At 55.0% G+C, this 11,863-nt stretch carries 16 protein-coding genes and 2 tRNA genes; 11 read left to right on the top strand and 7 right to left on the bottom strand.

Going from position 1 to position 11,863, the window contains the following annotated elements; genetic code table 11:
• Window positions 1–163: 163 nt before the first annotated feature.
• The 7 genes from HEP89_RS22955 to HEP89_RS22925 all read left to right on the top strand — a co-directional run bounded on the left by HEP89_RS22955 (window position 164) and on the right by HEP89_RS22925 (window position 3,873).
• Window positions 164–601, top strand: coding sequence for a phage tail protein (locus tag HEP89_RS22955; protein ID WP_168693126.1), 438 nt, complete (start codon window positions 164–166; stop codon window positions 599–601).
• Between the two features lie 2 nt (window positions 602–603).
• Window positions 604–819, top strand: a complete 216-nt coding sequence (locus tag HEP89_RS22950; RefSeq protein ID WP_031268601.1) for a tail protein X — start codon at window positions 604–606, stop codon at window positions 817–819.
• A gap of 4 nt (window positions 820–823) precedes the next feature.
• Window positions 824–1,840 carry a late control D family protein gene (locus tag HEP89_RS22945; protein WP_168693125.1) on the top strand — a complete coding sequence of 339 codons (1,017 nt, stop codon included), beginning with the start codon at window positions 824–826 and terminating at the stop codon, window positions 1,838–1,840.
• A gap of 78 nt (window positions 1,841–1,918) precedes the next feature.
• Window positions 1,919–2,635: a TIGR02594 family protein gene (locus HEP89_RS22940; protein ID WP_168693124.1), complete on the top strand. Its 717-nt coding sequence runs from the start codon at window positions 1,919–1,921 to the stop codon at window positions 2,633–2,635.
• A gap of 75 nt (window positions 2,636–2,710) precedes the next feature.
• A complete protein-coding gene (locus HEP89_RS22935) occupies window positions 2,711–2,929 on the top strand; it encodes a hypothetical protein (RefSeq protein WP_168693123.1) in 219 nt (72 codons plus the stop codon).
• Entirely contained in the window at window positions 2,929–3,279 is a 351-nt protein-coding gene (locus HEP89_RS22930) for a hypothetical protein (protein ID WP_168693122.1), read from the top strand. Before HEP89_RS22935 ends, HEP89_RS22930 begins: the two co-directional genes overlap by 1 nt.
• Window positions 3,280–3,513: 234 nt before the next feature.
• On the top strand, window positions 3,514–3,873 hold the full coding sequence (locus HEP89_RS22925) for a hypothetical protein (RefSeq protein ID WP_197923280.1): 360 nt from the start codon (window positions 3,514–3,516) through the stop codon (window positions 3,871–3,873).
• 74 nt (window positions 3,874–3,947) lie between these two features.
• Here the strand turns inward: HEP89_RS22925 and HEP89_RS22920 are convergent, their stop codons facing one another.
• The 4 genes from HEP89_RS22920 to HEP89_RS22905 form a co-directional block, all read right to left on the bottom strand.
• Entirely contained in the window at window positions 3,948–4,190 is a 243-nt protein-coding gene (locus HEP89_RS22920; protein ID WP_168693121.1) for a hypothetical protein, read from the bottom strand.
• A 69-nt stretch (window positions 4,191–4,259) separates the two neighbouring features.
• Window positions 4,260–4,853, bottom strand: coding sequence for a hypothetical protein (locus tag HEP89_RS22915; protein ID WP_168693120.1), 594 nt, complete (start codon window positions 4,851–4,853; stop codon window positions 4,260–4,262).
• Window positions 4,854–5,316: 463 nt separating this feature from the next.
• Window positions 5,317–6,912 (bottom strand): pentapeptide repeat-containing protein, encoded by a 1,596-nt coding sequence (locus HEP89_RS22910; protein WP_168693119.1) that lies wholly within the window; start codon window positions 6,910–6,912, stop codon window positions 5,317–5,319.
• Window positions 6,913–7,124: 212 nt separating this feature from the next.
• Complete coding sequence (locus HEP89_RS22905) at window positions 7,125–7,919, bottom strand: hypothetical protein (RefSeq protein WP_168693118.1); 795 nt, start codon at window positions 7,917–7,919, stop codon at window positions 7,125–7,127.
• Window positions 7,920–8,474: 555 nt separating this feature from the next.
• Between HEP89_RS22905 and HEP89_RS22900 the strand changes: the two genes are divergently transcribed.
• Both HEP89_RS22900 and HEP89_RS22895 read left to right on the top strand, forming a co-directional pair.
• A tRNA-Pro gene (locus tag HEP89_RS22900) sits at window positions 8,475–8,551 on the top strand.
• Between the two features lie 231 nt (window positions 8,552–8,782).
• A complete protein-coding gene (locus HEP89_RS22895) occupies window positions 8,783–9,493 on the top strand; it encodes a hypothetical protein (protein WP_168693117.1) in 711 nt (236 codons plus the stop codon).
• Here HEP89_RS22895 and HEP89_RS22890 read toward each other — a convergent pair.
• Together HEP89_RS22890 and HEP89_RS22885 are read right to left on the bottom strand one after the other, a co-directional pair.
• Window positions 9,465–9,971, bottom strand: a complete 507-nt coding sequence (locus HEP89_RS22890) for a hypothetical protein (RefSeq protein WP_075283039.1) — start codon at window positions 9,969–9,971, stop codon at window positions 9,465–9,467. The genes HEP89_RS22895 and HEP89_RS22890 overlap by 29 nt on opposite strands.
• 87 nt (window positions 9,972–10,058) lie before the next feature.
• The gene (locus tag HEP89_RS22885; protein WP_168693116.1) at window positions 10,059–10,307 is read right to left on the bottom strand and encodes a hypothetical protein; all 249 of its coding nucleotides are present in this window, start codon (window positions 10,305–10,307) and stop codon (window positions 10,059–10,061) included.
• Between the two features lie 348 nt (window positions 10,308–10,655).
• Here HEP89_RS22885 and HEP89_RS22880 point away from each other — a divergent pair, with 348 nt between their 5' ends.
• Window positions 10,656–10,961 carry an ETC complex I subunit gene (locus HEP89_RS22880; RefSeq protein WP_022998830.1) on the top strand — a complete coding sequence of 102 codons (306 nt, stop codon included), beginning with the start codon at window positions 10,656–10,658 and terminating at the stop codon, window positions 10,959–10,961.
• Window positions 10,962–11,197: 236 nt separating this feature from the next.
• Window positions 11,198–11,274: transfer RNA gene (locus HEP89_RS22875), tRNA-Arg, on the top strand.
• 193 nt (window positions 11,275–11,467) lie between these two features.
• On the opposite strand, the gene HEP89_RS22870 is transcribed toward HEP89_RS22875, so the two are convergent.
• Window positions 11,468–11,722 (bottom strand): hypothetical protein, encoded by a 255-nt coding sequence (locus tag HEP89_RS22870; protein WP_022998829.1) that lies wholly within the window; start codon window positions 11,720–11,722, stop codon window positions 11,468–11,470.
• Window positions 11,723–11,863 lie beyond the last annotated feature (141 nt).

Below are 11,863 nucleotides of genomic sequence, written 5' to 3'. Positions count from 1 at the left end.
CAACCGGGTTCCCAACTGAGACGATATTCATCTACAGCGAGTTTTCGCCAGGGCAGGAAAATGAAATTCGGCGGTTGATCCCGAACGCAATTATTCGACCTTACCTGAAAGGGAAAACGGAAGTCGTCGTTCCTTCTGCGGTTGAGAAGAGCGAGGTGTTGGCATGCTTTACATGATCGGCGCTGTCTCGGTCGACACAGTCCCGTTTGCCTTTGATGCTGTCAGCCGGTCAGGCGCGGCGGACATAGCGTTCAAGCCACTGCTGAACGGCCTCAAAGGTGGGGAGTTCATGGGCGAGGGGGATGACACGCTCAGCATGCGCGGTCAGCTCCTGCCTGCGAAGATCGGCGGTCTGCCGCAACTTGAAGCTCTCCGCTCGCATATGAAACAGGGCGCGGCCTTGCCGGTGATGCGCGGTGACGGGGTGCGGCTCGGCACCTACATGATCGTGAGCCTTCGCGACAATCACACGGATCTTCTGCGGGATGGTATCGGCGCACGGGTGCGGGTTTCCGTTTCCCTGAAGAAGGTACCGACGCAGCAATCGACCGGATTGCAAGTCATTCCCGCGCTCTTGCAGCTCTTCGACCTCTTGGGGTGATTATGACCGAAACGATAAAGATCGTGGGCGATAATCTTACGCTCGATTTGATCCTGTGGCGCAAGCACGGCTTGCGCGGCCTGGCTCTCATTGAAGAGGCAATGAAGCTCAATCCGAAGCTGACCGGTGTCTATGTGCCGGTTGGTACAGATGTCGTCTTGCCAGACCTTCCAGCGGAAACCGTCCAGGCCCGCGAAGTCGTAACATTGTTCGGGTGATCTGATGGCTTGGAAAACGGAATGGGCGGTCGAGATCGACGGGCAGGACGTCAGTTCGAAGATGGCGAACTATCTGGAACAGATCACGGTGACCGACAAGGCCGGCGCGTCGTCTGACAGCTGTTCGCTGATGCTCGATGACACCGGTGGGCAGATCAAGCTGCCGCAGCCAGGCGGCAAAGTCGCGGTTCGGCTGAACGGCGTTCAGGTGTTCTCGGGTGTGATCGACAGCGTGAAGTCCTCCGGCAACAGGTCCGGCGGCCGCTCGCTGTCCGTCTCTTCCAAGGGCTTTGACGTCAAGGGCAAGGCGAAGCAGCCGCAGCGCCTTCACCAGGATGAGGGAACGGTCGGGGACTTTCTGAAGAAACTTGCGCAAAAGGCAGGGTTCGAAATGAAGATCGACCCGACCTTGGCAAATATCGCACGCGATTATATCGCCGCAGATGGTGAAAGCCTTCTTCATATCGGTGAGAAACTGGCCCGCGAACTAGGTGCAACCTTCAAGCTTCGCGGCCCTATGGCGGTTATTGCCAAGCACGGTCAGGACTTCGGTCTTCCGGTGATCTCCGGCCTGTTCAAACCGGACGGGTCCGGCAACCTGATCTCCTGGGATATTGAACCGCTGTCGACGCGCACGGTGTTCAAGTCCGTTGAGGTGCCATATGTCGACCGTAAAAAGGGACTGCCGCTGATCTACAAGACGGATGCGGGCAAGGCCGGTGAGCGCGCCGAGGCTGTCAATCTTGTGCGGTCTGTCGCGCACGATGAAAATCAAGCGAAGGACATTGCCGAGGCTCGCAAGGCGCAGATTGAGCGCGAGGGCGGAAAAGGCCGGGTCACTCTTGATCTGATGCCGGAAGCGCAGGCCGAGGCGCAGTTTCAGTTGAAGGGAACGCGAGCGGGTGTCGATGGCACTTACCGGATTGTTTCCGTTACGCACTCCGCAAGCCGATCGGGCGGGGCAACGACCGACCTGGAGCTGCAACAGCCTCAGGATGGCGCAGGAAATGACAGCCGCTAACGGCCGATCCAAATAGCAGAATTCACCCAACCCGCTCTTCGAAGCGGGTTTTTTCATGCCCAAACGATGGAGGGCGCAATGAGCACATTGACGTTTGAAAAATGGCTTCAGCAGCGACTTAACCTGCACGGCGCAGATATCGCTGCAGATGGAGAGATCGGAAACGAGACCACCAGCGAAATCAAGAAGTTCCAAACGCTCAAAGGGCTGAGAGTGTCAGGTCTCGCGGACAATGACACGATCAAACTTCTTCGCCAGTCGCCGAATGGCCGCGGCCGAGTGGCGACTCGTGATGTTCCTTCGCAGGACATGCCGCCCTGGCTCAAGGAAATGGACCGGCGCATGGGACTGCACGAGGTTCGCGACAAGACTGCCTTGTCGGGCTGGCTCAAATTCGGAAAGTTCCTTGGCGATCCTTCGAAGCTGCCTTGGTGCGGTGATGCCGTTGAAACCTGCATCGTGAAGACCCTTCCGGATGAGCCGGTACCGTCCAATCCGTTCTTTGCTCAGAACTGGCGCGCGTTCGGCATGGATGCCGGTGGCCCTCTGGTTGGAGCAATTGGCGTCATACGTTGGACCGCAAACTCCGGGCACGTCGGCATTGTTGTCGGCTATGACGCTGCGAAACGCCGCGTCTTTCTGATGGGGGGCAACCAGCAGAACGCGGTCACGATCAGCTCGTTTCCTGAAAGCAAGTTCATCGCCTTCCGTTGGCCGAAGACCTTCCCGTTTCGGAGATATCCGGCCTTGCGTGCGGATAGTGTTGAGCCGGCTGATTACGCTGCTACCCGGTGACACGCAGAAACAGATGTGTCTGGCGACTGCAGACCGACGACCAAATTTCGATCATCCCCGACTGAGAGAAAATCCATGGTGAAGACCTACAAGCGGGAAACCGCGTGGGCGCTGCTGGCAGGTCTGGCGGTGCTTTGTTTTTATGACTTGCTGCACGGCGGTGGCACGGCGGCCCGTGATTGGGCGGAGCTGTTCGTTGCACCGGTAATCACCTTTGCCGTTGCTGCGTTCGGCCTCGATGCTGTGGGCAAGCAGCTGATGTCGAAAGCGCCTTCGACTCCGGATTACGGCTGATGCTGGCGCTTGCTGCTGCGGTCTGGAAATCCAGAACCGGCGCCGTCGTGATCGCGTTCCTTGCGGTTGCGGCGGCACTCTACACCTGGCACCGGCTGGACAAGTCGAGTGCCGTTCGTGCCGCTGTGACGTCCTATGTAGCCGACGTCGAGCTGGCAGCGGCCGAGGCCGAACTGGCCGCGGCTCGCAAACGGGCCGAAGCCGCGGAGGCGGCGAACTTCTCTTTTCAACGCCAGCTTTCCGAAGCTGAAGCCATTGCCACTTTCCAGGCGCAGGAGCTGAGCAACTATGAACCGACTTCCCGTGATGTTGTTGATCAGCGTCTTCTTGACCGCCTGCCAAACCGATAGGGACCGGGCGGTCTCGGCAGGCGCGCGGATCGGTGCGTCGGCTGCTCAATCAGAGGCCGATCCGCCGTTGCCGGAAGACTGCCGGAAGCGGGAACGATCGGGCGTTGCCCTCGGTGATCCGCTTGATGTCGCCCTTATCAAGACAGACCAGGCCCTCGGCCGGGCGAACAGCCGAGTCCTGCGTTGTGCGAACTGGCACGACACCTATCGAAACAGCTTAAGCGGGGATGTGGAATGAGTGTTTGGCAGAGCGTTTCGGCGTGGATGCAAACCGCAACCGGAGAACTGGCAACCGCCGGCCTTGCCGGTGCGGCTGTGTCCGCTGCAATGGAGTGGTCAGGGTTCCTGCCGGCAGTGCGAAAAATCGTCGTCGGCACCCTTTGTGCGCTTTATCTGTCGCCCCTGGCGATCCCGCTCCTGTCGCTTGTTCTGGGCGGGTTGAATGTGCCGCCGGAAAAGACCGCTGGTATGTCCGGTTTTCTGATGGGAGTCCTCGGCATCGTCGTCATCGAGATCCTGCTGAAGATTTTTCGCCTTCACGGTATCTACCGTGCCAGCCCCCTTCACGTGGGTAAGCGCGATGAAGAAGCGTAAATACGCCAAGGAGGCAACACGCGGTCAGGGCAGGGTGCTCCTGGCCGCGTTGGCAATCGCTCTGCTCTATCTGATTATCTTCTGAGCGGATCTTCCCGCGGCGCCGTCGATGCGGGCTTGTCGTGAAAATAGGTCCGGTCTCCGGTCAGTTTCTCGACCATGTCGTCAATCGCCTCGCTCAGGTGTATGGCCGTCCGATATTGCGGCGATCCGATCTTCGCTGATCGCATGACCTGGACAGCTCCGGCTCTGCCAAGGCTGAGCTTTTCCAGCACTTCCTGAGTGTTGATGAAACCGCGCCCGCTGCGACGAGACATATTCAAACCTGAAACTTGTTCTCTCTTTGTACCAATATCGACCAGGTGGTTGATTTGGCAATACGCGATTTAGGCAGTCGCCATTGTGCCTCCGACAACGACACATCCAATCATGAAGAGGATAAATGAGGTCACGCCAAACCCGACCGCCCACTTTTGCGTGTCAATGATGATTTTCTCATGCTTTATGATCTCAGCATTCCAGTTGGAATTGTCTGCATCAACCGCCTGCTGCTGATCGACGTAGAGATCTGGAAAATGAGAAACTGACTTGCTCAAAGCGTCGCGTTTAGTTTCGTATTGTTCTCGTAGTGAATGAGATTCATAGTTCAAATACGCTGACAACGCGGCCGCTGCTGCTGCGATTATTCCAACTACAAAACACGCGCAGGCCACAATGAAGCCCGTCAAATAGGTATTGTCGTCACTGGCTCGCGACAGCGCTCCAAGAAAAGCAAGACCCGCAAACATCGCACCACCATTCATCAAGAAGGCACTGCGAAGTGCTAGTTGCGAGAAGGCTACTGAGTAATTGCGAAAAGCGATGTGGGTGTCGTTCCCGCGTTTTCTTATCGCCTCAATTTCGGAAAACCCAAGCTCCCATCGTTTGATGTCCGCGTCGAACCGTGATTTCGGGTCACCTGAATTTTCTGTCACAGCCATATCTCCTGCTAAAACAACTTGGTAGATCCGGAACGCGCCAACGCACCGAATACCGGCAGTCTGCCAAAACCAATCGCCGGCCGATGGGCGGCGCTGCCGAACGGTGGCCTCGGCCGCACTTAGCACTGTCGCCTTGCGATTTCCGAGCGATAATCAACCGCGCAGGTATTATGACTTTTTGGGTCAAAGGTAAGAACCGACACTTTGCGTCCGCTCGCAAGCACGCCGCACTGCCTTGATGGATTCACCAGTCCTCGTTCATCCCTAGGCAACCTCACACCCGACAAATTCGCTACGAAAATGACATTGTAGGCGAGGTTGCATGAGGTGAAAATCAACCTAAAGACCCCGCGCTGAAGTGGAGGAGGATTGAAAAAGAGGACCATTGTTGCGCGTAGATCACTTGGCTCTCAATTGGGGCCCTCTTTAGGAGTTACGACGAACAATTTCATTCAGCATGTGGTTAGATGAAAAAGGTTTTCACAATTTCCCAGAGCTTCATAAGTGCTGAAATCAGAGACTCGTGGGCAGATGGGGTCGTTGCGAGAATTGCAATTGTTGCACCTGAGGTATTTTCGCTTACACGGACGCTGCTTGCGCCCAAGGCCTTCAATCCGCCTACGACAAAACCTGCAACGCGGAACAGTGTCTTTTTTAGATCACTTTCTCGCGCTTCTCCCAAAAAGCCGTCAGATGTCAACCCCTCGTCCTCGAACATATCCAGTGCACCTTTCTCATTCCGGAGAATTTCTGGCGTTCCTGGGTAGAGGCGATCTTCTTCCGTGGCGATCAATTTCCCGAGAGATGATGAAAGGCTCCGTACTTTTGGAAACGTGTCCTTATCGATGTGCGCTGTCAGCTCGATTTCGTCCGTCCCAACACCATCTGTTACGTGCGTCAAGTACGGTTGGAGCAGTCTAATGTTTCTCAGAACAAGCGACGCAAGCTCGTGTGCACCGCGCCAATCATCCTTGTAATATGGGTCGGTAATTGGCCCGTTTATCGAAGCGATTAAATTTTCCCAGATAAACCAATCAAAACTCTTTTGTCGGGCACGGCGTCTTGCTTCCTTAAAGTGCCTCTGCAAGGACTTTGGCAACTGGAGATGATCCTCCTTGTATTTTATCAAGAAATTGAAAGAGCCATGATCGATTGCCCGAAACAGAGTTTCTGTTTCAGCTGAATTGAAATGAGTGGGGCGCGCGCCAAGTGGTCCTGAGATTGCCTTGAGTTTGTTGCTGTCTAGCTTCGCTGACAGTGGGCTCAACGAACCGATTCTGTTTTTGAGGCGAATTTCCTGTTCAACGGGGTCACTTAGCTGGTTTTGATCTAAATCTTCTTTCCGCGCCGCATTCTGGTTGTTGTTTTCCTTTTCCCATTTTGGCCAGTGTTCAGGATGTCTCAATCCTTCCGGCAGCAGTACGCCAGTATCGCCGTTCATACCTTCGACTTGCAACTGGACCAGGTTTGATGCGAGTGCAAAATCGGCTCTGCCGCTTCTTTTTTTGCGCAGGGCCGATTTTAAAGTACTGATATTCGCCGACTGTAGGTCCGCACGCAGCAAGTCCGCCCCTTGCAGGTTCGCCCCCTGCAAGTTCGCTCCCCTCAAATTCGCCCCCCGCAGGTTCGCATCTCTCAGGTCCACCTCCCGCAGGTTCGCCCGCAGGAGATCCGCCTCCCGCATGTTCGCCCCGACTAGGATGGCTCGCAGGAGGTCCGCCTCTCGCATGTTCGCACCCATCAGGTTCGCCTCCTGCAAGTCCGCGCGCAACAGATTCGCCTCCCGCAAGTCCGAATCCCGCAGGATGGCCGCTCGCAGGTTGGCTTCTCGCAGTTTCACCCCTTGCAGATCCGCATTCCTCATGTCCGTCCCCTGCAGGATTGCTTCCCGCAGGTCCGCCCCCCGCAGGTCCGCCCCCCTCAGGTTCGCACCCTGCAGGCTTGCCGCCCGCAGCTCCACCAGAAAAAAGTCGGGTTTGAAGCGAAGCTGTTCCCGGCGTTCATTCCAGGCGTTAACCCCCTCTTCCAGCAGCCATTTCACATGTTCCGGGTTCGCCACGCACATTCTCCGCAATTCCACCGTGCGGATGTTAGAGCGCAAACCTAGCTTGAGCAATTCAAGGTTCTTTAAACAAGAGAGTCTTGAGAATTCGCCACGCACTTCTGTAAATGATCAACAAAGACTACCTGGGCGAGGAGGTTGGGAAACGCATCTCGGACATTGATACAGGAGTAGGCTGGTGGCGGAGTAGGCTTCAAGCTGGGCTTTGTTCAAATGTACCAGGACGTGTCGTCGAAGTGATGTGCAACCAAGGTTAGCTCGGTAGGCTTTTCGACTGGCGCTTCGAATCTCAGCCAGAATGGAAAGTCATGATGGATTTCCGCAGCGTCGTGCTTGGGTCCGTAGTGCAAGGTAACATTTGCAACGCCAGAAAAGCGCACAAGGATCACTTGTGATCGCAATGCTTCGACTTCGATTTCGGCATCGTCAATCCAAGGGTCGATTTCGTATCCCTTGCCGGCGAGAATATTAATCTCGTCGAAGGTCTGCTCGATCAACGCGTTCGACATAGCACGGTAGACATCATCCACTAAGGCCTCCTTGACGGCGCTTCGTCCTTCAGAAAATGACTGAAGTAAACCTTCAAGCGCCTCCAAGGCTTCATCGACAAATGAGTTGATAGCTACCTCGTCGTTTACAAGCGTGTCGGGCCGAACGTGAGTTGCCTTGTTCAGGGCTTCAATCGATCGGATCGCCACGCGGTGGAAATCTTCGACGTCCAATCCTAAACGTTCAACGAATGCGTCTGAAAGGCCACCCTGCGTGGAATAGATAGCCTTTTGACGCCGTGTTACAGTATTCGTGTTTGGTTCCTGCTTGAACCAAGCGCATGCGCGTACTTCATCGTCTGGCGAGTCCGCATTCAGGATGTGTCCAAACAATTCTCTCAATCCAGCCGCCGCGAGATGCAAACGAACAGGATTTTTCTGATCTTTGGCGACCATGAGACACCCCGCAAGCAAGTTCCTGGAAAACTTATCTGGAAGACTATCCTCGAGACCCATGTAGTTACCTTTTTAAGTAGAAGCAGCAAAACGCGCCTCATATCTTGACGCTAAAGCATGCCTCACGCGCTTGGAATTTCTGTTTCATAAAAAGTTCGCACGATCGCAATCCGTACTTTATTATCTAGCCGGTTTCAGCTTCGTCCTCTGGGTAAAGCTACATTGCCTCAAGTCGACACACCACCGATCTTGGGTCTTGGGACCGAGGGCAGCGAAAGACTGCTCTACACGCTCCAAAGATCATCTGATGTAGAGAAACGAACGGCAGCTTTGCCGAACGGTCCGAAGTACTACCGAAGGGCGGCCTCGTAGCGCATTTCGGTCGTTTTAAGGCTAGTCAGCTCACAACAAACCTATCGGCTCAGGTCGTGCCCAACCGAGTTCACGCGCCCAAAGCTATTGCCGAATCGGAGAACCGTGAACAAGCCGTGAACGGATTTCGGTACTATTTCGGGACTCGTTTGTCACTTCTTGTCCACAAGGGCGCGATTTTCATGGTTTGTTCTAGCTTGACTGGCATCTGTCAGAGCTATAAACCCAAGCAAATCAACGGATCGGGGTATAGCGCAGCCTGGTAGCGCATCTGGTTTGGGACCAGAGGGTCGCAAGTTCGAATCTTGCTGCCCCGACCATTCATTCTCCTGAAAATCGATGTGATGCGGTGCGCGTGACCTGGGACTTTGCAATGCAAATCCATGCGCTTGCTGTGGTTCCGTGCCTAAAGGCCGGGATAACTAGGGCCAAGCTACGCAGGCGTCTTGTGCAACTTATCGCCGCATAACAGACTGGTCAGACGGGCGTTTCCAATGCCTGTGGGAGTGACGCCGCTTGCGACGGCATGCAGGCCGCGCCGGATGGGGCTGATGATACCGGATCCTGACGACCAGGCGACGCTGGATGTATCGGCGGCGATCGCCGTGCTGCAGTCCAGAATTGAAAAGGCCGGGCTTTCTCTGAAGGAAAGCGCGGATTTTGCGCTTTTCGAAAAGACCGTCCGGAGCACCGAAGACAAATACCTGATGGAAGATTTTTCACCGCGGTTTTTCGACCTGCACGGGACGACCGCGTTCTGGGTAGGGGCCGTCAACAGCCATGGTAACGTCGTGTCTGTGCAAGCTGCAAAGGTGGAAGACCTGAAAGACAGGAGCCTTGCCGAGCACTGGCATCAGCAGCAACGCAGGATGTTTGTCGATCCAAACCCCCAGGTTCGCTTCGGGACAGACCACGCGCATGATGCCTATTTCATGCGCGGGCGTATCGTCTATCACGGCAATCTGTGGCTGAGACGGGACATCCGGGGGCAGGGCCTTGCCGAGCCTTTGACCCAGTTGGGGTTTCTGCTCTCACTATTGAAGTGGTCGCCGGATTATCTCTATGGCCTGATGGCTGCAAAAAGCGCAGAAAAAGGCTTCGGCATCCGGGTCGGTTACCGCAGGTTCGTGCCACGCGGAACGCATTGGGAGATTGCGCCTGGACATATCAGGCCGGATGACTGGCTGGTCTATGCCACCAGAAGCGATCTACACGGCCTTGTAAAACTTATCCTCAGGACGTCCGCTGAAGATCCTGAATGACGCCCAGGTAGGCGCAGAAGCGAAGATCGGATTGCAACGAAGGTCGCACGGCGACGATCAACCGCTCGAACGCAACTTCATAGAGTTCGCCATTGACCTGAATTTTCGTGTGGGCGTAGCCGTAATAAGGCGTGCCTTCCAAAGCCTTGCGATAACCTTCCGCCGAAGCCTTCTCCAGGTCCGGATCAGGTGTGCGCAGACCGCAGGCGGGTGTCGCCGGGCTTGCCCAGTCTTCGCCGAACAAGTGTCGCTGCCCACTTTCCTTACCGACATAGAAGATCGGAGGAGGAGCGTTTCCGGGCATCTTGTCCGAGCAAAGGCTCAAATGAGGCAGGAACGGTTTCAGGCATTGCTGGATCTGAACCGCATCGGTCGACATGATGCTGTCGTAGAACGCAGACACAGCCGGGTCGGCAAGCCCTTTTTCAATGGCCTGTGTGCCGAGTTCCGAAAAATGAGTATCAGGGCGTGTTAGCACAGTCCTCTCTCATGTTTTGATTTGTTCCATCCGGCAAAAATCGACCAGGGACACCGCACATGTTTGGCCGTTTGCCAATAACCATTTCTACCGGTCGAAGGCTCTCAACAACAGCGACATGACATTCAGGAATTCGTCGCGTTTTTCCGGTGACAGATCGGTGGGGTCGGATACCGAATAGTCCAGCGTCAGGATCATGTCCCACATTTCAGTGAGATTGGCGTCGTCGATCGCCGCTTTCAGTTCGACCGGCGCAATTTTTTCCGGCGCTCTGGTAACCGGCCGAACATGTTCTGGAACATAGCCTTCCAGTCTTTTCAGAAATTCGTAATGCATGTCAAAGCCTTATCGTTTTGATCTTTGGATCGGCCCTTTCAGGCTGTCCGGCCCTGCGATTCTGTATTTTTTGAACCTGCACTGCGTTCCGAAAATCGGCGTCTTCCAGACAAGTTCACGTTAGGGTAGTTAATAGCATGAGTTGCGCCTCCATGTCATGTTACGTGAATGTCATAAATCGCCTCTCCACCAACACCGTGAATACATACTTGTGCTGTTAAATGAGTCGTCGCCGAACCGAAGATTGCGGGTTGCGGCCAATATCGGTGTTGACACCGGCGGCAAAGGCGGGAAAAAGCTGCTGTAAGGAATTGCATCTCACATATTCAGACTTGAGGGCACTGTCACATGGTTGCGCGTATCTACCGTCCGGCGAAAACCGCCATGCAGTCAGGCAAGGCGAAAACCCAGAGATGGGTGCTGGATTACGAGCCGGAGGTCGCCAAGTCCGTCGAACCTTTGATGGGCTACACGTCGTCGTCCGACATGAAGCAGCAAATCCGGCTTTATTTCGAGACTTCTGAAGAAGCTGTCGCATATGCGAAACGCCATGGCATTCCGCACAGGGTGGAGAAGGCGCAGGAGCGTAAGGTGCGCGGGTCTGCCTATGCGGACAATTTCAAATTCAACCGGTCTGCACCCTGGACTCACTGAACAAGAACGTTCGGCTCCTCTGACCTGTTCGGTAAGAGTTCGGATTGTCTGTTGAAAGCGCCGATTTCGAATCGACACGAGCCGGGTTTTTGACGCATTAGGGCGGTGGAGGCGATCGCCGGATCGGGTTGCCTCCGGACGTTTGGTCTCGATCCAAGTTTGCATGAACGTCTGGCAGGCCTCAGAGATACTGCCCGATAGTCTCATCTGGGAACGGTTTGCGTTCCTGAGAAATTGGCTCCGTAGCTCAGCTGGATAGAGCACTCGCCTTCTAAGCGAATGGTCGCAGGTTCGAATCCTGCCGGAGTCGCCATCTCCCTGATTTTTTTTGAAAAAATCCTGAGCTTCGATGCCTCTACCTTGCGTGGAAAGGCTTCCTGCCGTGCAGATGTCCTAAACTGGACGTTCAAGTCAGGTACTTGGAAAAAGCCTGCAAAAAACAAAAACCGCCGGCCCCTGCAATATAGGAGCACGGCGGTGTTTCTAGACCGCGATTCGCCTGAAGGTCAGAGCGTCTCGGACTTTCCCGATTCCACCTTCTGGCCAACCATGAGCGGCGTGATCTTTGTTTTGAGGATCATGTCCACGTCCTCGGAACCATCTTCCAGGGACTGAAGAGCCATATCCAGGAAATAGGAACAGAACGTACGGCCGTCCTTGTCCGATTCTTTTTTCGTGTAGCGGATCATGCGCTTGATCGCCTCGATTGCAGGCTCCTGCTCGAGTTCAGTGCGGTCCGATTTGCTAACGGTCTTAGACATTTTACTACCCACCAGTATTTGATTTGCCGATTGCAGCGTCGCTGCTGTGACCATCCGATTAAAGCATGCTGTTGCAGCGTGAAATGAGCGTGATAAGGTGCTGTTGTGTTTCAGGTTGCGTGATATTCGCGGTTGCGCGAA

Source organism: Labrenzia sp. 5N, from assembly GCF_012395805.1.
Taxonomy (GTDB): Bacteria; Pseudomonadota; Alphaproteobacteria; order Rhizobiales; family Stappiaceae; genus Roseibium; species Roseibium algicola.
Note: the sequence above shows the minus strand (reverse complement) of the source record. Positions and strands in the feature narration are given on the sequence as shown.

What these genes read in the sequence shown, in the direction of transcription:
- HEP89_RS22955 (WP_168693126.1), top strand. Translation starts at nt 164, where the DNA reads ATGCTTTACATGATCGGCGCTGTCTCGGTCGACACAGTCCCGTTTGCC.
- HEP89_RS22950 (WP_031268601.1), top strand. Translation starts at nt 604, where the DNA reads ATGACCGAAACGATAAAGATCGTGGGCGATAATCTTACGCTCGATTTG.
- HEP89_RS22945 (WP_168693125.1), top strand. Translation starts at nt 824, where the DNA reads ATGGCTTGGAAAACGGAATGGGCGGTCGAGATCGACGGGCAGGACGTC.
- HEP89_RS22940 (WP_168693124.1), top strand. Translation starts at nt 1,919, where the DNA reads ATGAGCACATTGACGTTTGAAAAATGGCTTCAGCAGCGACTTAACCTG.
- HEP89_RS22935 (WP_168693123.1), top strand. Translation starts at nt 2,711, where the DNA reads ATGGTGAAGACCTACAAGCGGGAAACCGCGTGGGCGCTGCTGGCAGGT.
- HEP89_RS22930 (WP_168693122.1), top strand. Translation starts at nt 2,929, where the DNA reads ATGCTGGCGCTTGCTGCTGCGGTCTGGAAATCCAGAACCGGCGCCGTC.
- HEP89_RS22925 (WP_197923280.1), top strand. Translation starts at nt 3,514, where the DNA reads ATGAGTGTTTGGCAGAGCGTTTCGGCGTGGATGCAAACCGCAACCGGA.
- HEP89_RS22920 (WP_168693121.1), bottom strand. Translation starts at nt 4,190, where the DNA reads ATGTCTCGTCGCAGCGGGCGCGGTTTCATCAACACTCAGGAAGTGCTG.
- HEP89_RS22915 (WP_168693120.1), bottom strand. Translation starts at nt 4,853, where the DNA reads ATGGCTGTGACAGAAAATTCAGGTGACCCGAAATCACGGTTCGACGCG.
- HEP89_RS22905 (WP_168693118.1), bottom strand. Translation starts at nt 7,919, where the DNA reads ATGGGTCTCGAGGATAGTCTTCCAGATAAGTTTTCCAGGAACTTGCTT.
- HEP89_RS22895 (WP_168693117.1), top strand. Translation starts at nt 8,783, where the DNA reads ATGATACCGGATCCTGACGACCAGGCGACGCTGGATGTATCGGCGGCG.
- HEP89_RS22885 (WP_168693116.1), bottom strand. Translation starts at nt 10,307, where the DNA reads ATGCATTACGAATTTCTGAAAAGACTGGAAGGCTATGTTCCAGAACAT.
- HEP89_RS22880 (WP_022998830.1), top strand. Translation starts at nt 10,656, where the DNA reads ATGGTTGCGCGTATCTACCGTCCGGCGAAAACCGCCATGCAGTCAGGC.
- HEP89_RS22870 (WP_022998829.1), bottom strand. Translation starts at nt 11,722, where the DNA reads ATGTCTAAGACCGTTAGCAAATCGGACCGCACTGAACTCGAGCAGGAG.